At 71.6% G+C, this 18,035-nt stretch carries 13 protein-coding genes and 1 tRNA gene; 10 read left to right on the top strand and 4 right to left on the bottom strand.

What is annotated here, in order from left to right:
- Window positions 1-29 precede the first annotated feature (29 nt).
- Together AC0VYD_RS23925 and AC0VYD_RS23920 are read right to left on the bottom strand one after the other, a co-directional pair.
- Window positions 30-1,028 (bottom strand): small ribosomal subunit Rsm22 family protein, encoded by a 999-nt coding sequence (locus AC0VYD_RS23925; RefSeq protein WP_475477571.1) that lies wholly within the window; start codon window positions 1,026-1,028, stop codon window positions 30-32.
- Window positions 1,029-1,093: 65 nt separating this feature from the next.
- Complete coding sequence (locus AC0VYD_RS23920; RefSeq protein WP_475477570.1) at window positions 1,094-1,906, bottom strand: hypothetical protein; 813 nt, start codon at window positions 1,904-1,906, stop codon at window positions 1,094-1,096.
- Between the two features lie 179 nt (window positions 1,907-2,085).
- On the opposite strand from AC0VYD_RS23920, the gene AC0VYD_RS23915 reads away from it, so the two are divergent.
- A complete protein-coding gene (locus tag AC0VYD_RS23915; RefSeq protein WP_475477569.1) occupies window positions 2,086-2,367 on the top strand; it encodes a cory-CC-star protein in 282 nt (93 codons plus the stop codon).
- Entirely contained in the window at window positions 2,358-3,296 is a 939-nt protein-coding gene (locus AC0VYD_RS23910) for an ArsA family ATPase (protein WP_475477568.1), read from the top strand. Before AC0VYD_RS23915 ends, AC0VYD_RS23910 begins: the two co-directional genes overlap by 10 nt.
- Window positions 3,297-3,357: 61 nt before the next feature.
- On the opposite strand, the gene AC0VYD_RS23905 is transcribed toward AC0VYD_RS23910, so the two are convergent.
- Window positions 3,358-3,442, bottom strand: a tRNA-Leu gene (locus tag AC0VYD_RS23905).
- 136 nt (window positions 3,443-3,578) lie between these two features.
- Between AC0VYD_RS23905 and AC0VYD_RS23900 the strand changes: the two genes are divergently transcribed.
- The 6 genes from AC0VYD_RS23900 to tmk all read left to right on the top strand — a co-directional run bounded on the left by AC0VYD_RS23900 (window position 3,579) and on the right by tmk (window position 14,389).
- Window positions 3,579-4,901: a M20/M25/M40 family metallo-hydrolase gene (locus tag AC0VYD_RS23900; protein WP_475477567.1), complete on the top strand. Its 1,323-nt coding sequence runs from the start codon at window positions 3,579-3,581 to the stop codon at window positions 4,899-4,901.
- A 233-nt stretch (window positions 4,902-5,134) separates the two neighbouring features.
- Entirely contained in the window at window positions 5,135-6,118 is a 984-nt protein-coding gene (locus tag AC0VYD_RS23895) for a hypothetical protein (RefSeq protein WP_475477566.1), read from the top strand.
- 156 nt (window positions 6,119-6,274) lie between these two features.
- Complete coding sequence (locus AC0VYD_RS23890) at window positions 6,275-6,859, top strand: chaplin family protein (protein ID WP_475477565.1); 585 nt, start codon at window positions 6,275-6,277, stop codon at window positions 6,857-6,859.
- A 320-nt stretch (window positions 6,860-7,179) separates the two neighbouring features.
- Window positions 7,180-8,481, top strand: a complete 1,302-nt coding sequence (locus AC0VYD_RS23885; protein ID WP_475477564.1) for a hypothetical protein — start codon at window positions 7,180-7,182, stop codon at window positions 8,479-8,481.
- 657 nt (window positions 8,482-9,138) lie between these two features.
- Window positions 9,139-11,970 (top strand): type I DNA topoisomerase, encoded by a 2,832-nt coding sequence (gene topA / locus AC0VYD_RS23880; protein WP_475477563.1) that lies wholly within the window; start codon window positions 9,139-9,141, stop codon window positions 11,968-11,970.
- A 307-nt stretch (window positions 11,971-12,277) separates the two neighbouring features.
- Window positions 12,278-14,389: a dTMP kinase gene (tmk, locus tag AC0VYD_RS23875; protein ID WP_475477562.1), complete on the top strand. Its 2,112-nt coding sequence runs from the start codon at window positions 12,278-12,280 to the stop codon at window positions 14,387-14,389.
- Window positions 14,390-14,478: 89 nt separating this feature from the next.
- Here tmk and AC0VYD_RS23870 read toward each other — a convergent pair whose 3' ends face one another.
- Entirely contained in the window at window positions 14,479-15,000 is a 522-nt protein-coding gene (locus AC0VYD_RS23870) for a pyridoxamine 5'-phosphate oxidase family protein (protein WP_475477561.1), read from the bottom strand.
- Window positions 15,001-15,178: 178 nt separating this feature from the next.
- Here AC0VYD_RS23870 and AC0VYD_RS23865 point away from each other — a divergent pair, with 178 nt between their 5' ends.
- Window positions 15,179-16,351 carry a DNA polymerase III subunit delta' gene (locus AC0VYD_RS23865; RefSeq protein ID WP_475477560.1) on the top strand — a complete coding sequence of 391 codons (1,173 nt, stop codon included), beginning with the start codon at window positions 15,179-15,181 and terminating at the stop codon, window positions 16,349-16,351.
- A 97-nt stretch (window positions 16,352-16,448) separates the two neighbouring features.
- Window positions 16,449-17,996, top strand: coding sequence for an alpha/beta hydrolase (locus tag AC0VYD_RS23860; RefSeq protein ID WP_475477559.1), 1,548 nt, complete (start codon window positions 16,449-16,451; stop codon window positions 17,994-17,996).
- Window positions 17,997-18,035: the final 39 nt, after the last annotated feature.

Here is an 18,035-nt window from a genome sequence, read left to right as displayed (position 1 = left end):
AGCGTAACGGATGTCCCCCCGGGGGCAGGTCAGTGCCCGGCTTCCTCCGGCGGCGGCCAGCCGTCGCCCCACTCGGTCTTGCGGGCCGCGCGGTAGGTCCGGCCCTGGCGCTTGGACACGAGCCGTTCCTCGACCCCCGGGGCATCGGTGCACAGATTCAGCGAGACCAGGCCCTTGCGTTTGTGGGGGTGGCGCAGGACCCGGCCGGCAGGGCGTTCGACGGGTTCGGACGTGGCGGCCACGAACGAGTACTTCTCGTCCTCGAAGCCCAGGGTGCCGAACTTGAGCCTGCGCTGGATCCCGGAGCGGTTGAGCCGCTCGGAGAAGTGGCACCAGTCCTCGCCCGGGGTGATGGGGCAGGCGTGCCCGTGCGGGCAGGGCGCGGCGACGGACTTGCCCTCCGACGTGAGCACCGCCCGGGCGGCGATGATGCGTTCGTAGCCCTCAGGGGTGCCGGGCTCGACCAGGACGACGGTCCCCGCGCGCCGGGCCAGGGAGCGCACCACGTCCTCCTGGACCTGCGGGGGCAGCTCGTTGAGCACGTAGGACATGGTGGCCAGGTCCACGCGGGGGCCGTCGGGTACGGCGCCGGTGAGCCGGAAGCGTTCCCACTCCGAACCACTGACCGCGGGGGCCGTGGACCTGCGGGCGATCCGTCTGCCGAGCCTGATCGCCGGGGCCGACTGCTCCAGGACGGTGGTGGAGCGCAGGGACGGCCAGACCGAGGAAGCGGCCCACACGGCCGCCCCCATACCCCCGCCGACGTCGAGGTGGGTGTCCGGGGCGAACCCGGGCATCGAGGACGCCGCCGACTCGAAGGCGGACCGCGCGGCGGAGAAGGTGGCGGGGAGCCGGTAGGCGGCGTAGGCGACGACGTCGGTGTCCGAGGCGAGAACCTGGTCCCGGGGGTCGACCCTGCTCCGGTACTGGCGCATGAGCTCCCGGACGGACGCGGCCAGCTCGTGTTCCTCGGCCCCGTCCGCGACGCTGTCGATCGCCGCGAAGAGCTCGCTGTTCAGATTCCCCATGCGCGTTTCTTCCCGTCCGGCGGTACCGGGGCATTCTATCCGCCCGTTCCCCCTGGTCCCGGGGGTCAGGGAGCCAGGCGGGACTCCGCCGCGGTGATACCCGACCGACAGGCCCGGGCCAGGGAACGGTGGTTCGAGAGGCGTTCGAGCAGCCGGTACGGCTGTAGCGGGCCCGAGGGGGCCGTTCCGGTCGGGGCGCCCTCGGCACCGTCCACGACCAGGGTCTCCCCGTCGAGCCGACCCGACCGGGACCACCGCTCCCACCGCTCGAAGTCGGGACTGTACTGGTGGGAGAACACGAAGACCGGCTCCTGCGCACCCTCCAGCAGACCGCCCTCCCGGGACCACAGTCCGACGCTCCGTGCCGAGCGGTCCGACCAGTCCTCGGCCGTGACCACCCCGACCTCAGGGGAGCCCGCCCGGTCGCGCACCAACAGGGCGTCACCGGCGCGCGTTCTCGGATGCGGTTCGTGCTGCTCCTCGACCGAGACCAGGGACACGAGCAGGCGGGGCACCCACCACCAGTTCTCCCGGCGGGCCATGAGGCTGTCCGCGCGCAGCCGGGTGGGCGGGTGCTTGACCGCCTCCTGCTCCACCATGTGCTCGACGAACTCGGTTCCCTCGACGTCCTCGAACACCTCCACGGGGCCGGTACCGACCACCGCGGTCCGGCCCCCCGCGTCCTCGGCGCTCACGCTGAAGGCGACGCGTCGGCCACGCAGGGAGAGGGCGGTTCCGGCCATGGAGTAGGGCAGGGCGGCACACGGTCTGCCGCGCCACACCAGCGGGACCACGGGGATCCCCGAAGGGCCGGATGCGGTGGTCCAACTGAGTTCGGCGACGGTTGACCGCTGCCAAACCGTGATGAGGTCAGTCAAGGCCGGGCCTTATGTGTGAGGAATGCCGCATGTTAATTTCTGCTGACCCTAACCCATCCTCCTCGACCGCGATCCCGCCGGGTGACGAGCGCGGAAACGGGATCATGGCGGCGCTCGGAACCCGCCACCCGAGGGGCGGGTGGCTGTCGGCACCCCGAACCCGAAGGAGGAGCAGGACCGTGGATCCGCAGGGCGTGCTCTCCCGCGCACGGGAGGCCTGGAAACGGGCGGAGGCCCTCCACGACGAGGTCTTCGCCTCGCGGTGGCGTCGGGAACTGCGCCGGGAGGCACGTACCCAGGAGGACACCCTGCGGGCCCTGCTGCTCCTGGAGACCCTGGGCGTGGAGGGGCCAGTCTCCTACGAGACCCTCGACCTCATCCCCTACATGGTTGCTGACCTGCACGAATGGCATCAGCGCATGGGGAGTGACGATTTCGGCGGGCCGGGGGTGTGCTGTTGAGGCTCGGCAGACGGCGCCAGGAGCCGCCCCGGGGCCCGAGCGGGCCGCCGCCCATCGTGTTCTTCGGCGGCAAGGGCGGTGTCGGCAAGACCACCATGGCCGCCGCGTACGCACTGAGCCTGGCCGACGAGGGCCTGCGCACCCTGCTGGTCTCCACCGACCCCGCACACTCCCTCGGTGACGCCCTCGACGTCCCCCTCGGGGACCGGCCGGTCCGGGTCGTCGAGAACCTCTGGGCCCGGGAGCCCGACGCGGAGGCGGCCCTGCGCCGCCGGGTCCGGCAGATCAGCGACGACGCCGGCGCCGCCCTCCCCAGCGAGATCCTGCCCGCCGTCTCCCGGCACCTCGAACACGCGGCCGCCGGACCGGGGATGGCCGAGTCCGCCCTGGCCGACCTGCTCATGGACGCCATGGAGGAGGTCCCCGGCACGTGGGACCGCCTGGTGGTGGACAGCGCGCCCACCGGCCACCTGCTGCGCCTGCTGCACCTGCCCGAACTCCTGGCCCCCTGGGTCCAGGGGCTGGTCCGCCAGCGCGAACGCGCCGTCGACGCCGACCGCCTCGCCGTCGGTGTGGTGGGCGGCCCCCAGGAGGACGGGGACGACCCCCTGCTGGAGAGGTTGCACGCCAGGCGCCGCAAACTGGACCGGGCCGCGCGGCGGCTGCGGGAGGACGCCGAGGTCAGGCTGGTCCTGGTGCCCCGCCGGATGGTCCTCGCCGAGACCGACCGCGCCGCCGGCGAGCTCGCGGGCGCGGGCTTCCGCATGGGGACCGTGGTGGTCAACCAGGTCCCGGCGGACGCCGACCCCGACGTCCTCGACCAGGTCCGCGAACGCTTCGGGGAACAGGGCACCGTCGAACTGGCCCTGACCGGACGGGAGCCCATCGGTACCGGAGCCCTGCGCGAACTGGCCTCCCGGTTGGCCTGAACCGTTCGGGGACGGCCTCCGGAAACGAAGAAAGGCCCCGCGCTGCGGGGCCTTCATCCTGTGTCCGAGGGGGGACTTGAACCCCCACAGCCTTAACGGCCACTAGCACCTCAAGCTAGCGCGTCTACCTATTCCGCCACCCGGACCGGGTCGTTCGGCTTCTGTTGCGCCGAACAGGTTTAACCATAGCAAAGGTCTGGGGGCGCCCGAACCAGTTTTCCGGTGGGGGGTGCTCGTGGCAGTGTCTAGGTCGAAAGGTGCGGCCGGAGACGGGAGAGCCAGATGGTGGAACCAGACAGGGGTCCGAGCGCGGGTGAGGCTGAGGTCGCCGACCTGTGCCGGGAGCTCATCGAGATCGACACCTCCAACTACGGCGACCATTCCGGGCCGGGGGAGCGCAAGGCCGCGGAGTACGTCGCGGGCAGGCTCGACGAGGTCGGGGTGGAGTCGCGGATCTACGAGAAGCACCCCGGACGCAGCAACGTGGTGGCGCGGATCACGGGCGAGGACTCCTCGCGGCCGCCGCTGCTGATCCACGGCCACCTCGACGTGGTCCCGGCGGCACCGGAGGACTGGACGCACCACCCCTTCGCCGGCGAGGTCGCCGACGGCTGTGTGTGGGGCCGCGGCGCGGTCGACATGAAGAACATGAACGCGATGGTCCTGGCGATGCTGCGCCAGCGGCTGCGCGAGGGGCGCAGGCCGCCCAGGGACATCGTGCTGGCCTTCCTCGCCGACGAGGAGGCGGGCGGTACCTGGGGAGCCCAGTACCTGGTGGACGAGCACCCCGAACTGTTCGCCGACTGCGACTCCGCGATCAGCGAGGTCGGCGGTTTCTCCTTCACGGTCAACGAGAACCGGCGCCTCTACCTGGTGGAGACCGCGGAGAAGGGCATCGCGTGGATGAAGCTCACCGCGCGCGGTACCGCCGGGCACGGTTCGATGACCAACCGGGACAACGCCGTCACCGAACTGGCCGAGGCGGTCGCCCGGCTGGGCCGGCACGACTTCCCGGTGCAGCTCACCCCGACCGTGCGGACCTTCCTGGAGGAGATCTGCGAGGAGTTCGGGATCCCCTTCGACGAGGGGGACGTGGACGCCACGGTGGCCAGGCTGGGCCCGATCGCCAAGATGATCGGTGCCACGCTGCGAAACACCCTCAACCCGACGGTCCTGGGCGGCGGGTACAAGGCCAACGTCATCCCGGGTGAGGCCACCGCCCAGGTCGACGGGCGCTTCCTGCCCGGGACCGAGGAGGAGTACTTCGCCAGGATCGACGAGCTGCTCGGTCCGAAGGTCAGCCGCGAGTTCATCCACCACCTGCCCGCGGTGGAGACCGGCTTCGACGGCGGCCTGGTCAACGCGATGTCGGAGTCCCTGCTGGCCGAGGACCCGGGCGCCAAGGCCGTCCCCTACTGCCTGTCGGGCGGTACGGACGCCAAGAGCTTCTCCCGCCTGGGGGTGCGCAACTACGGTTTCGCCCCGCTGAAGCTGCCGCCGGAGCTGGACTTCGCCGGCATGTTCCACGGTGTCGACGAGCGCGTTCCGGTGGACGGGCTCCAGTTCGGGGTCCGTGTGCTGGACCGCTTCGTCGGCATGAGCTGACCGACCGGGCTGACCGAAAACCCGGCCGAATCTTCCGGGGCAAGTACTACAGAACCGGACGAACCGCGCTGAGAAACTCTCGGCGCGGTTTGTTTTTCGACACCTGATAACCCAACGTGATGCTACGGTTGCTTTGGGTTCGACGGCGTTCCTCTTTTCGGGGCTCCGTCGTACGACCGTCAGCGGCGCCGCCGCACGGGACCGTCCAGCAGTAGCGAAACGAAGGGGCATCCATGGTGCTCGCGAGCCGAGGGTGGTTGGTTTCCTCCAGCCGCGCTGCTCGTGACGCCCGTGGCTTCTACGCCCGCTTGCTGCTCCTGTCCGGCATCGTCGCCGTGGCCTGGCTGGCCGGGGGAGTGGGTGTCGCGCACAGCGAGACCTCCCCCGAGCCCAGCGGACTCCGGAGCGACGTCCTGGGCGTCGGTGAGATCACCGAACGCACCGGTCAGGCCGCCGAAGAACTCCGCCAGGCCCGGATCTCCGAGACCGCGTCCCGAGCCACCTCCACCATCGAGGAGAGCACGGTCGGCACGGTCGCCAACGAGGTGGTCCACGACACCGGCCAGACCGTCGACCACACGGCGCGCGGGGCCACCGGCCTCGTCACCGGGGTCGCCCGCACCGGGCAGGGCGTGGTCGAGTCCACGGACGAGTCCCTGCGTGAGACCACACTGGTCGACGGCGTCACCGAGGGCCTGACCGAAACGGTCGGCCGGGACGGGATCGAGTCCGCGACCGAGTCCGGCGGCCCCCTGGGTCTGCCGATCCTGGGCTCCGCGCAGGAGTCCGCGGCCGCGCCCGCCGACGAGCGTTCCGACGCCGAGGCGGACGAGGACGAGCTCGGCGACCGGGAACGGGACGAGCGGGACAGCGGCGACCGGGACGGTCGTGTGGTGCGCGTCGACGGAGATGTCGCCGCCCACGTCGCCGAGACCTCCTGGCGGGTGGCCAACGAGGCCGCCCAGAGCGATGACCGCGCGGACTCCGGGGACGACTCGGCCGAGCGCATCCGCCTCATCGGCGGTGGCTCCCACCACCAGGTCGGGCCGGACACCACTGGTGCCTCCGCCCCGTCCTTCCCGACACCCGGCGCAGCCGGGTTCCTGATGGCCCGCGCCGGTCACATGGCGCTCCGGGCCCAGCGGGTCGCCCTGCCCGGCGACCCCACCCTGGTTGTCCGCGACGCCGCGGACGACCCCTCCTTCTCCCCCGACTAGTCGCGCTCCAGACCGCGGCCGGTCCGTGCGCCCTGCGCACAGCCGCCTCACCCCTTCTCGGTGGGCGTGCTCTCCTTCCCTTGGCTCCCATGCCGGGAATCCGTCCGCGGTCACACGAGTAGCCAGTAGACCTCCTCGTCGACCAAAGGACAGCCGATGACCCAGTCAACCCATCTCCGAGTCGCCACCCTCGTGGCCGCAGGTCTGATCGCCACCACCCACGGCATCGCCCACGCCGACACCACGACCAGCGGCAACGGGTCGATCGGCGGAGGCAACCAGGTAGAGCTCGACCTCGACGCCCCGGTCAACGCCTGCGGGAACTCCGTCGCGGTACTCGGTCTGGCCGGCGCCGACTGCACCGGCAGCGACGCCAAGGTGACCGACGCCCCCTCCGACCCCCACCCGGGCTACGACGGCTACGACCCCGAGGAGGACGAGGAGGAAGAGGAGCCGGAGGCCCCCGAGGAGTCCCCCGAGGAGGAGGCTCCCGAGGAGAGCCCCGAGGAGGAGGCCCCGGAGGAGGAAGAGGAGGACCGCGAGGAGCAGCCGGAGGAGGAGAGCTCCGAACAGCCCTCCGAGTCCGCCTCCCCGTCCGCCCCGCCCGCCGACGAGAGCCGCCTCGCGGTCACCGGTGCCGACCAGAGCGCCCTCGTCGGGCTGGTCGCCGCCGCCGTCCTCGCGGTCGCCGCCGGCGCCGGGCTCCTGCTCTTCGGCAGGCGCCGCAGGAACCGGGCCTGATCAGCCGCCCGGGCCGTGCGGCCCGGGGGTTGACGCGAGTCCCGCAGCACCGGCCGAGGCCACGTGCTCGGGGTTCACGTCAGCCGCCGCTCAACCAGAGCGGAGCTGATCGACGGGGTGTGAGCGTCCGTACGCAGCCAGCGCAGACGTGACGAGACCGCACCCGACAGACCGGCAGACCACGTACCGACCAGGTGCGGAGCCGACCGGATGATCCCCGGCCCCGGCCGAAGGCCCGCGCCCCACCCAGGGGTGCGGAACGGCCTGTGGCCCGTGCACGACACCTTCTCATCAACTCGTTTTTCGAAAGGACTTCCCACATGCGTAAGTGGGCTAGCACCTCCGCGAAGTCCGTGCTCATGGCGGCCGGCTTCGTCGCCCTGGGCAGCGGCGTCGCCTTCGCCGACACCGACGCGGCCACCAGCGGCAACGGTTCCGTGCTGGGCGGCAACCAGGCGGTCCTCAACGCGGACGTCCCCGTCAACGTCACCGGCAACGCCGTCGGCGCCGTGGCCGGGATGGCGGGTGCCTCCAGCACCGGATCCGACGCCAAGGTGATCGACCACCACCACGACGAGGTGCACACCTCGGGCAACGGCTCGGTCCTGGGCGGCAACCAGCTGGTCGTCGACGGCGACGTCCCGGTGAACGTCGCGGGCAACGCGGTCGGCGCCGTGGGCGGCGTCGCGGGCGCCTCCGCCACCGGCAGCGACTCCAAGGTCCTGCGCGACGGGCACGGCCACAAGCACCACAAGCACGACGACCCCGAGGTCGCGACCTCCGGCAACGGCTCGCTCATCGGCGGCAACCAGATCGTGGGCGACCTGGACGTGCCCGTGAACGTCTCCGGCAACGCGATCGGTGCCCTGGGCGGGGTCGCGGGTGCGGCCGCCACCGACGCCGACGCGATCGTCCGTGAGCACCAGAGCGCTCCCGTCGAGCACCAGTCAGGTCAGCTCACCGCGACCGACGTGGTCACCGAGGCGGTCGAGAACGCCTCGCTCCTGCCCGACACCTCCGGTGTGGACGCGGGCGTCCTGCGCCAGTCCGCCCCGGTCCGTGAGCACCAGTCCATCGCGACCTCCGGCAACGGCTCCGTGCTCGGCGGGAACCAGGCCGTCCTGGACCTGGACGTGCCCGTGAACGTGGCCGGCAACGCCGTCGGTGCCGTCGGCGGGGTCGCGGGCGCGGCCGCCACCGACAGCGACGCCGTGGTCAAGGAGGCCGAGCACGACATCGCGACCTCCGGCAACGGTTCGCTGGTCGGCGGCAACCAGCTCGTGGGCGACGCCGACGTCCCGGTGAACGTCGCGGGCAACGCGGTCGGCGCCGTGGCGGGTGTGGCGGGTGCCTCCTCCACCGGCAGCGACTCCAAGGTCGTCCACCAGAGCGCCGGGACCGAGGCGCAGAGCTCCGCCCTCGACGGTGCGCCGGTGGTCGGCGAGCTGCCCGAGGTTCCCGTCTCCGAGATGCTGCCGGTCAGCTACGACCTGAGCGAGACCGCGGCCCAGTCGGTGGAGGAGCACGCTCCGGAGCGCGCCGACGAGCTGCCCGAGGCCGCCGAGATGCCTTCCGTCGACCCCGTCGGTGACCTGCTGGGCGCTGCCGGCGTCGGCCTGTAGGGGCCAGCACGGGTCCGAGAGGACCTGAGCGGGGGCGTGCCCGTTCACGGACGCCCGCCGGACCAGGGGAGTGCGGTCTCCCGTTCCGTTATGGAACGCGGTGGACTGCGGGAAGCCGGACTCCCGGGTGAGGCGGACGCCGTGGCCGGGACTGTGTCCCCGCGACCGGCACCGAGGTGCCGTGTGCGTCCGGAGCCGAGATCGGTGGGTCGCCTCCGCGCTCCCGTTCCGTTATGGAACGCGGTGGACTGCGGGAGGGTGGAGGTGACGGCCGAGCTCAGGACGTGAGCCGAGTCCTCCCGGGAATATCCGGGAGGACTCGCCGCATTCTGGAGGCACAGACACCCTGAGCCCCTAAGTGTGAGGCAAGTCACCATGACGAGGTGTTAGAGGTGCTCGTCAGAGTCGGTAACGGCCCGAAGGAGAGCGCCGCCACGGCCGGGAGCGCACGTTACGGGCCGGTACCGGTCGGGGTAGCGCTTATTCTGCGGGTGCCGGTGGACGGCGGTCCGGATCCCGGGAAGGGTCCTCCCCGAACGGGGGAACGGACCCGCTCACCGACGGGGGAGTGCCTGTAGTTCGGTTACTGTCGGTTCCCACGGGAGCCGAAGGACCGAGGCCGACAGAACACGTAAGGCTAGACGTAGGGGAAACAGCGTGCCACCCAAGAAGGGCAGCGCCGGCAAGAACGGCTCGAAGGACAGCGGAAGCCAGGGGGCGGGTACCGCCCTCGTCATCGTCGAGTCGCCTGCCAAGGCGAAGACCATCGCCGGTTATCTGGGTCGCGGCTACGTCGTGGAGTCCAGCATCGGCCACATCCGTGACCTGCCCACCAAGGCCGCCGAGATCCCCGCCAAGTACAAGGGGCAGCCCTGGGCGCGGCTCGGTGTCGACGTGGACGGTGACTTCGAACCGCTCTACGTCGTCAACACCGACAAGAAGGCGCACGTCAAGAAGCTCAAGGAGCTCATGGCGGACGCCGACGAACTCCTGTTGGCCACAGATGAGGACCGCGAGGGCGAGGCCATCGCCTGGCACCTGCGCGAGGAACTCAAACCCAGGATCCCCGTCCGCCGGATGGTCTTCAACGAGATCACCAAGGACGCCATCCAGCACGCCGCGAACAACACGCGCGACCTGAACACCCGTCTGGTCAGCGCCCAGGAGACACGGCGCATCCTGGACCGCCTCTACGGCTACGAGGTCTCCCCCGTGCTGTGGAAGAAGGTCATGCCGAAGCTCTCGGCGGGCCGTGTGCAGTCCGTGGCCACCCGGCTGGTGGTCGAGCGCGAACGCGAGCGCATGGCGTTCACCTCCGCCGAGTACTGGGACCTCAAGGCGGTGTTCGACGCCACCGAGGCCGGTGTCTCCGACGGTCCCGCCACCTTCCCCGCCACCCTGGTGTCCGTGGACGGCAAGCGGATCGCGGCCGGACGCGACTTCAGCTCCCAGGGCACCATTCGCGCCGACCGGGACGTACGCCACCTGGACGAGGCGGCGGCCCGGGGCCTGGCCGAGCGCCTCGCCGGGGCCGGGTTCGCGGTGAGGTCGGTGGAGCGCAAGCCCTACCGCCGCTCGCCCTACGCCCCCTTCCGCACCACCACCCTCCAGCAGGAGGCGTCCCGCAAGCTCAACCTGTCCGCGAAGCAGACCATGCAGGTCGCCCAGCGGCTGTACGAGAACGGTCACATCACCTACATGCGTACCGACAGCACCACGCTGTCGGACAGCGCGGTCAACGCCGCCCGCAACCAGGTGCGGCGCCTGTACGGCGGCGACTACCTGCCGGACAAGCCGCGCGTGTACGCCAAGAAGGTCAAGAACGCGCAGGAGGCGCACGAGGCGATCCGCCCCGCGGGCGAGAGCTTCCGCACCCCCGCCGAGACCGGGCTGTCCGGCCCCGAGTTCCGGCTCTACGAGCTCATCTGGAAGCGCACCGTCGCCTCCCAGATGAAGGACGCGGTCGGCGAGTCCGTCACCGTGCGTATCGAGGGCGCCTCCACCGGCGGCGAGGTCGCCGAGTTCAGCGCCAGCGGCAAGGTCATCACCTTCCACGGCTTCCTCAAGGCCTACGTGGAGGGGTCCGACGACCCGGCCGCCGACCTGGACGACCGCGAACGCCGTCTGCCCGCGATGGCGGAGGAGGACCCGGTCAAGGCGCAGAACCTGGAGGCCGAGGGGCACAGCACCCGGCCGCCCGCGCGCTACACCGAGGCCACCCTGGTCAAGGAGCTGGAGGAGCGGGAGATCGGCCGTCCCTCCACCTACGCCTCGATCATCGGCACCATCCTCGACCGCGGCTACGTGTTCAAGAAGGGCACGGCGCTGGTGCCGTCCTTCCTGGCCTTCGCCGTGGTGCAGCTGTTGGAGCGGCACTTCGGCAACCTGGTGGACTACGAGTTCACCGCCCGCCTGGAGGACAGCCTCGACGACATCGCCCGGGGCGAGGCCGAGAGCCTGCCCTGGCTGCGCCGGTTCTACTTCGGCGGCCAGGACGTCGACGGCAACCAGGAGACGGGCCTCAAGGAACTGGTGGGCGACCACCTCTCCGAGATCGACCCCAAGGAGGTCAGCTCCCTGCCGCTGCCCGGAACCGACATCGTGCTGCGGGTGGGGCGCTACGGCCCCTACCTGGACCGCGACGGCGTCCGGGTGAACGTGCCGGAGGACCTGGCCCCGGACGAGTTGACCGAGGCCAAGGCCGAGGAGCTCTTCGCCCAGCCCAGCGGCGACCGGGAGCTCGGCGTCGACCCGGAGACCGGCCGCACGATCGTGGCCAAGTCCGGGCGCTTCGGCCCCTACGTCACCGAGGTCGTCCCGGAGCCGGAGGAGGCCGAGGGCGGGGCCAAGAGCAAGTCGAAGAAGGCCAAGGTCAAGCCGCGCACCAGCTCGCTGCTGAAGAGCATGGACCTGGACACGGTCACCCTGGAGGACGCGCTGCGCCTGCTGTCCCTGCCCCGCGTGGTGGGGCAGCTCGACGGCGAGGACGTCACCGCTCAGAACGGGCGCTTCGGCCCGTACCTGAAGAAGGGCACCGACAGCCGCTCCCTGGAGACCGAGGAGCAGATGTTCACGGTCACCCTGGAGGAGGCGCAGGCGATCTTCGCCCAGCCCAAGCAGCGCGGCCGTCGTGCGGCCGCCCCGCCGCTGCGCGAGCTCGGGGAGGACCCGGCCTCGGGCGCCAAGATGGTCGTCAAGGACGGCCGCTTCGGCCCCTACGTCACCGACGGGGATGTCAACGCCTCCCTGCGCAAGGGCGACGAGGTCGAGTCGATCACCGACGAGCGCGCTGCCGAGCTGCTGGCCGACCGCCGGGCCAAGGCCCCCGCCAAGAAGAAGGCTCCCGCCAAGAAGAAGGCGCCGGCGAAGAAGCCCGCGGCGAAGAAGAGCACCACGACCACCGCGGCCACCAAGAAGGCGACGACGGCGCGCAGGACCGCCGCCAAGAAGACCGGAGAGCCGAAGACGGACGCGAAGAAGTCCGACTGAGCCCTCCGGCGCCGGCGGTCACGGTGCCCGTCCGGTCTCCGTTGCCGTTCGGGCCGGGCGGTCGCGGGCCGCGGACCCTCTTTCTCACCTGGGCGTTCCCACACGGGGGCGCCCAGGTGAGTGTTCCGGGGCACCACGGCGGATACGCCGCCTCACCCCCTGTTCGGGGATGATCTTCCGTACTAGTCTGTGCGTGACGGCTGGGGACACAGAATCGTGTGTGACCCTTGGACGTGTCCCCCGATTCCCTGGATGGGCGACCGACGCCTGTCAGTTCCTATCCCCCTCATCGATAATCTTGAGCGCTATGAGCAGATCTGCACCCCTGGGAGCGCCGGCCGAGGCGCAGAACGTCCTCGCGATCACACCCTTCAGAAGGCTGTGGATCTCGCTTTCCCTCTCCAGCCTGGGGGACTGGCTGAGCCTGTTGGCGTTGGTGTCCCTCGCGGCCGTCTTCACCGCCGAGAGCCCGACCCTCGTCCAGTACCTCGCCGTGACCGGCGTCGTCGCCGTCAAGCTCGCCCCCTCGGTCCTGCTGAGTCCCCTCACCGGGGCCGTGGCGGACCGCCTGGACCGGCGGTGGACGATGGTCGGCGGCGATGTCCTGCGGGGCCTCCTCTACGCCTCCATCCCGGTCGTGGGACTGCTGGCCTCCGGTTTCGCGCTCCAGTGGCTGCTGATCGCGAGCCTGCTCGCGGAGATCACCGCCCTCTTCTGGACGCCCGCCCGGGACGCCGCGATCCCCAGCCTCGTGCCCAAGCGCATGCTCGGCCAGGCCGACAGGCTGACCCTGCTTGCCACCTACGGCGCGGCTCCGGTCGCCGCCCTGCTGTTCGCGGTGCTCGCCTCGGTCAGCAACCTGCTGGGCGCGCTGGTGCCGTCCATGGCCAACCCCGGGGCCGACGTCTCCCTCTACCTGAACGCCCTCACCTTCTTCGTCGCGGCGATCGTCGCGGCCGGGCTGCCGCTGCCCAAGCACACGGTGTCCAGGGACTCGCTGAGCCCCAGCCGGGACGCGAACATCCTCAGCGCGGTCCTCGCCGGGCGGACCGCGGTCGGCGGCGGACCACTCGTGCGCGGCGTGGTCACCGGCCTCGCGGCCACCGCGGCTGCGGGCGGCCTCGTCCTCGGTGCGGGCCGACCGCACGTGGAGGACCTCGGCGCGGGCAACGCGGGCTTCGGCGTCCTGGTCGCCGCGCTCTTCCTGGGCCTGGGTCTGGGCCTGGTCTCCGGGCCGCGGGTCCTCAAGCAGTTCAGCCGCCGCCGGCTCCTCGGCCTGGCCGCCGTCCTGACCGCCCTGGCACTGCTCTTCACCGGCGCGATCGCCGACATGGTGCTCTCCGCGGTCCTGGTCCTCCTGCTGGGCCTGGGCGCGGGCCTGGCCTGGGTGACAGGGACCTCCCTGATCGGAGTGGAGGTCGAGGAGGACCAGCGCGACGCCGCGTTCTCCCTGCTGCACGGCACCGGTCGGCTGGCCGTGCTCCTGGGCGCCGTCCTGGCCCCGTTGGCCGCCGGGTTCGCCGGTGACCACGAGATCCCGCTCGGCGGTCCGCTCACCTACGACCTGCACGGCAGCGGCCTGGTGCTGATGGCGGGCGGACTGGTCGCGCTGGTCGCGGCCGTCGTCGCCTACACGCAGGCCAACCGGGAGGACCCGGAGGCCGGTCCCGGCCTGCTCCCCGAGCTCTTCGCGGCCCTGCGCGGCGTCACCCCCGCCGTCGAGGAGGAAGAGGAGGACTCCCCGATCACCGGGGCCTTCATCGTGATCGAGGGCGGTGAGGGCGCGGGCAAGTCCACCCAGGTGCGCGAACTGACGGTGTGGCTGCGCGACCAGGGCTTCGAGGTGGTGGGCACCCGCCAGCCGGGCGCCACCAAGCTCGGCATGCGCCTGCGCGGCATCCTGCTGGACAGGGAGAACTCGCACATCACCGACCGCGCCGAGGTGCTCCTGTACACCGCGGACAAGGCCGACCACGTGGAACAGGAGATCCTTCCGGCGCTGCGCCGCGGCGCCGTGGTGATCAGTGACCGCTACGTGGACTCCCTGCTCGCCTACCAGGGGGCCGGGCGCTCTCTGGAGGTGGACGAGATCCGCACGATCAGCTCGTGGGCCACCCAGGGCCTGGTCCCGGACCTGACAGTGCTGCTCGACGTGCGGCCCGAGGACGGCCTGTCCCGTCTGGGCGGACCGGCCGACCGCATCGAGGCCGAGTCGGTGGACTTCCACAACAGGGTCCGCAGGGGCTTCCGGGCGCTGGCCGAGGAGAACCCCGACCGCTACCTGGTGCTCGACGCCCGCGAACCGCAGGAGAGGATCACCAGGCAGATCCAGCGGCGGATGCGTCCGCTGCTGCCCGACCCGGTCGACTCCAGCTCCGAGGCGGTCACCGGCATGATTCCGGTGATCAGGCCCGAGTAGGACCCGGCACTACCCGTTCGACGGCGTGAGGGGCCCTTCCCACCAGGGGAGGGCCCCTCACGCCGTACGCGCCGGTGCGGTTCCGCCGCTCAGGGGAACGTGTAGCGGGTCTGGCTGTACACGGGCGCCTTGCCGAAGGCGAAGGCCTTCACCGGGGTGACCCGGACGGCCAGGACCGCGTTCCCCCGCACGGAGTCGCCGAGCCCGTACCAGGTACCGTCCTCGGCGGTGACTGCGGTGCCGTACTTGCGTTCGTAGGCCCCGGCGATCCGGTCGAGTCCGGCCGGATCGTCCACCGGGGCCCCGGTGCCCTCGACGATGACGTCCGGTCCGCCCTCCAGCCGGTTGTCCCCCGTACTGATGGCGCAGTGCGGGTTCGCCGCCAGGTTGAGCGCCTTGCGTTCCTCCCGTCCGGTGCAGAAGCAGACGGCGCCGTCCACCCACACGCCCAGCAGGGGTGCGGCGTGGGGCCGGCCGTCGGGGCGCACGGTCGTCACCCAGTACAGGGGTGCTTCGGTCAGGACCGCTCGGGCCCGGTCCCAGGGGACCGGGGATGCTCCGCTGCTGCTGAAATCCGGGCAGACGTCGGTCACGGGCGTCGGTTCGCTCATGGGGACTCCTTCCTTCCACGGGAACTGACCCGCCGAGGGGGCGAAACTCATCGCCCCGCCGCCGGACCGTCCGGGGGCGGCGCGATCAGCGTTGAAGGGGGCCTGTGGAAAACGGTTCGGGTGTCATCGGGGGCTCCTATCCTGGGAGCAGACATTCCACGCGGCTCGGGGGGCAAGCTTGACGGTCTTCGACGACCTCGTCGGCCAGGATGCGGCGAGCGCACAGCTGAACCGCGCCGTCGCCGGCGCGTCCGACCTCCTCGCCGGCGGAACCGGCGCGGGGATGACCCACGCCTGGCTGTTCACCGGACCCCCGGGGTCCGGGCGGGAGGAGGCCGCGCGGGCCTTCGCCGCCGCCCTGCAGTGCCGGGACGGGGGCTGCGGGCACTGCGACTCCTGCCACCAGGTGCTGACCGGCACCCACCCCGACATGCTCTACGTGCGGCCCAGCGGCCTGAGCTTCGGCGTGGCCGCCACCCGTGACCTCGTGCTCCGCGCCGGTTCCAAACCCTCCGGCGGCAACTTCCGGATCGTGCTCTTCGAGGACGCGGACCGCGCCACCGAGGCCGCCTCCAACGCCCTCCTCAAAGCGGTGGAGGAACCCTCGCCGCGGACCGTGTGGCTGCTGTGCACGCCCACCCCCGACGACCTCCTCATCACCATCCGGTCCCGCTGCCGCCTGGTCACCCTGGCCACCCCCGGCACCCGGCAGATCGTCGACGCCCTCGTGCAGCGGGAGGGGGTTGACCCCGCCGAGGCCGGGGCCGCGGCCCGCGCCGCCGCGGGACGGGTCGACCGGGCCCGGCAGCTGGCCACCGACCCGGAAGCGCGCCGCCGCCGGGAGGAGGTCCTGTCCATCCCGGCCCGGCTCGACGGCCTCGGCGCCTGTGTCACCGCGGCCGCGCGCCTGTACGAGATCGCCGAGGAGGAGTCCAAGGCGCTCACCACGGCCCTCAACGAGAAGGAGAAGAGCGAGCTCAAGGCGGCCTTCGGCGAGGGTTCGACGGGCAAGGGCGTGGCCAGGGCGGTCCGTGGGGCGGCGGGGGCGCTCAAGGACCTGGACGAGCGGCACAAGCGCCGGGCCACCCGGATCAAACGGGATTCCTACGACCGGGCCCTGCTCGACCTGGCCGCCTTCTACCGGGACGTGCTCGCCCTCCAGCTGGGTGCGACGGTGGAGCTGTCCACCGCCGAGCGCTCCGGTGATCTGGACCGGATCGCCCGCTCCGGCACGCCGGAGTCCACGCTCCGCCGGATCGACGCGATCATGACCTGCCGGGAGCGGATCGCGGCCAACGTCCATCCGCAGATCGCCATGGAGGCGATGACCTCCGCACTCCTGACCGGCTAGGGGCCGGGGCACGGCCGGGGCCCGGCTCCGGGAGAATGGTCCGGCTACGGGATTCGAGCGAAGGCGGTTACGGGTGGGCACGAGGGTTCGGGGTCCGTTGGCGGTACTGCTCGCCGGGGCGGTGCTGGTCTCCGGGTGTACGGCGGGTGAGGACGCGCCCGAGGGCGGTGGGGACGGGGCCCGCGCGGACTCCACCGAGCAGGAACTCGTCTGGGAGGAGTGCGAGAGCGGCCTGCCCGGAAGCGAGTGCGCGGCCTTCGAGGTGCCGCTGGACTACGACGACCCCGACGGCGAACGGATCGAGATCGCGGTCAAACGGCTCCCCGCTACCGGGGACGACGTCATCGGCTCCCTGCTGATCAACCCCGGCGGTCCCGGCGGCTCCGGCTACGACTTCGTCGACCACGCCCCCTACAAGCTCAGCGAAGCGGTCCGGGAGAGTTTCGACGTGGTCGGGTTCGACCCGCGCGGTGTCGGCCGCAGCACCCCGCTGACCTGTCTGGACGCCGAGGAGATCGACGAGTTCCTCGGCGCGGACTACGGCGTTGGCCAGGGTGCCGACGACCTGGCCGACCTGGGCCCCGAGGGGTTGGCCGAGATCGAGGCCGCCAACAGGGCCTTCGTCGAGGCCTGTGAGGAGAACGCCCCCGAGCTGATGCGCAACGTCGGCACCGCCGACGTCGCCCGCGACATGGACGTGCTGCGCGGGCTGCTCGGCGACGAGGAGCTCAGCTACTTCGGCGCCTCCTACGGCACGCACATCGGCGCGCGGTACGCCGAGCAGTTCCCGGAACGGGTCCGGGCACTGGTGCTCGACGGCGCGGTCGACCCCAGCCAGGGCCAGCTGAGTGCGAGCGTGGAACAGGCCACCGGATTCGAGACGGCGCTGCGCTCCTTCGTCCGGGACTGCCTGACCAAGCCGGACTGCCCGCTCGGCGGCCCGGGGGACAGCGTCGACGACGGGATCGCCGCGCTGGAGGAGTTTTTGGCGGCGGCCGGACAGGATCCGTTGGACAACACCACCGGTGACGGCCGCGAGGTCAACCGGGCCCGCGCCGAACTGGGCGTGCTTGCCGCCCTGTACACCGAGAACCGGTGGCCCCTGGTACGGGAGTCGCTCACCGACGCGATGGAGGGCGGCGACGGCACCGGCCTGCTGCTGCTCGGCGACGAGCTGTACGGGCGCGGTGACACCGCCAAGTACGAGAACTCGACCGCCGCGCTCACCGCCGTGAACTGCTCCGACTCGGCCGCGCCCCGGGACGTCGATGCCTACGCGGAGGCGGCGGCCGAAGCCGCCGAACAATCGCCGACATTCGGTCCGATGCTCGCCTGGAGTGCGCTGGCCTGTGCGTTCTGGCCGCAGGAGGCGGTGGTCCCGGTCGGTGAACTCGACGCCGCGGGCGCCGATCCGATCATGGTGGTGGGCACCACCCGTGATTCCGCCACCCCCTACGCCTGGTCCGAGGCGCTCGCCTCCCAGCTGGACTCGGGTTTCCTGGTCACCCGCGACGGCGACGGCCACACCGGTTACCGGATGGGTGACCAGTGCGTGGACACGATGGTCGACGAGTACCTGTTGGAGCTGGCGGTGCCCGAGGACGGTATGGCCTGCGCTGACCATCTGGCGGAGGCGGCCGGGTAGGCGCGGCGGCGGGGCGCCCGGGAAACCGGTACGCGCCAC

This window comes from Nocardiopsis sp. iso_40, assembly GCF_056173285.1.
The sequence above is the reverse complement of the archived record's forward strand: the minus strand, read 5'-3'. Positions and strand labels throughout refer to the sequence as shown.

Coding starts and splice junctions, on each gene's coding strand:
- AC0VYD_RS23925 (WP_475477571.1), bottom strand. CDS start 1,028: ATGGGGAATCTGAACAGCGAGCTCTTCGCGGCGATCGACAGCGTCGCG.
- AC0VYD_RS23900 (WP_475477567.1), top strand. CDS start 3,579: ATGGTGGAACCAGACAGGGGTCCGAGCGCGGGTGAGGCTGAGGTCGCC.
- AC0VYD_RS23895 (WP_475477566.1), top strand. CDS start 5,135: ATGGTGCTCGCGAGCCGAGGGTGGTTGGTTTCCTCCAGCCGCGCTGCT.
- AC0VYD_RS23890 (WP_475477565.1), top strand. CDS start 6,275: ATGACCCAGTCAACCCATCTCCGAGTCGCCACCCTCGTGGCCGCAGGT.
- AC0VYD_RS23885 (WP_475477564.1), top strand. CDS start 7,180: ATGCGTAAGTGGGCTAGCACCTCCGCGAAGTCCGTGCTCATGGCGGCC.
- tmk (WP_475477562.1), top strand. CDS start 12,278: ATGAGCAGATCTGCACCCCTGGGAGCGCCGGCCGAGGCGCAGAACGTC.
- AC0VYD_RS23870 (WP_475477561.1), bottom strand. CDS start 15,000: ATGAGCGAACCGACGCCCGTGACCGACGTCTGCCCGGATTTCAGCAGC.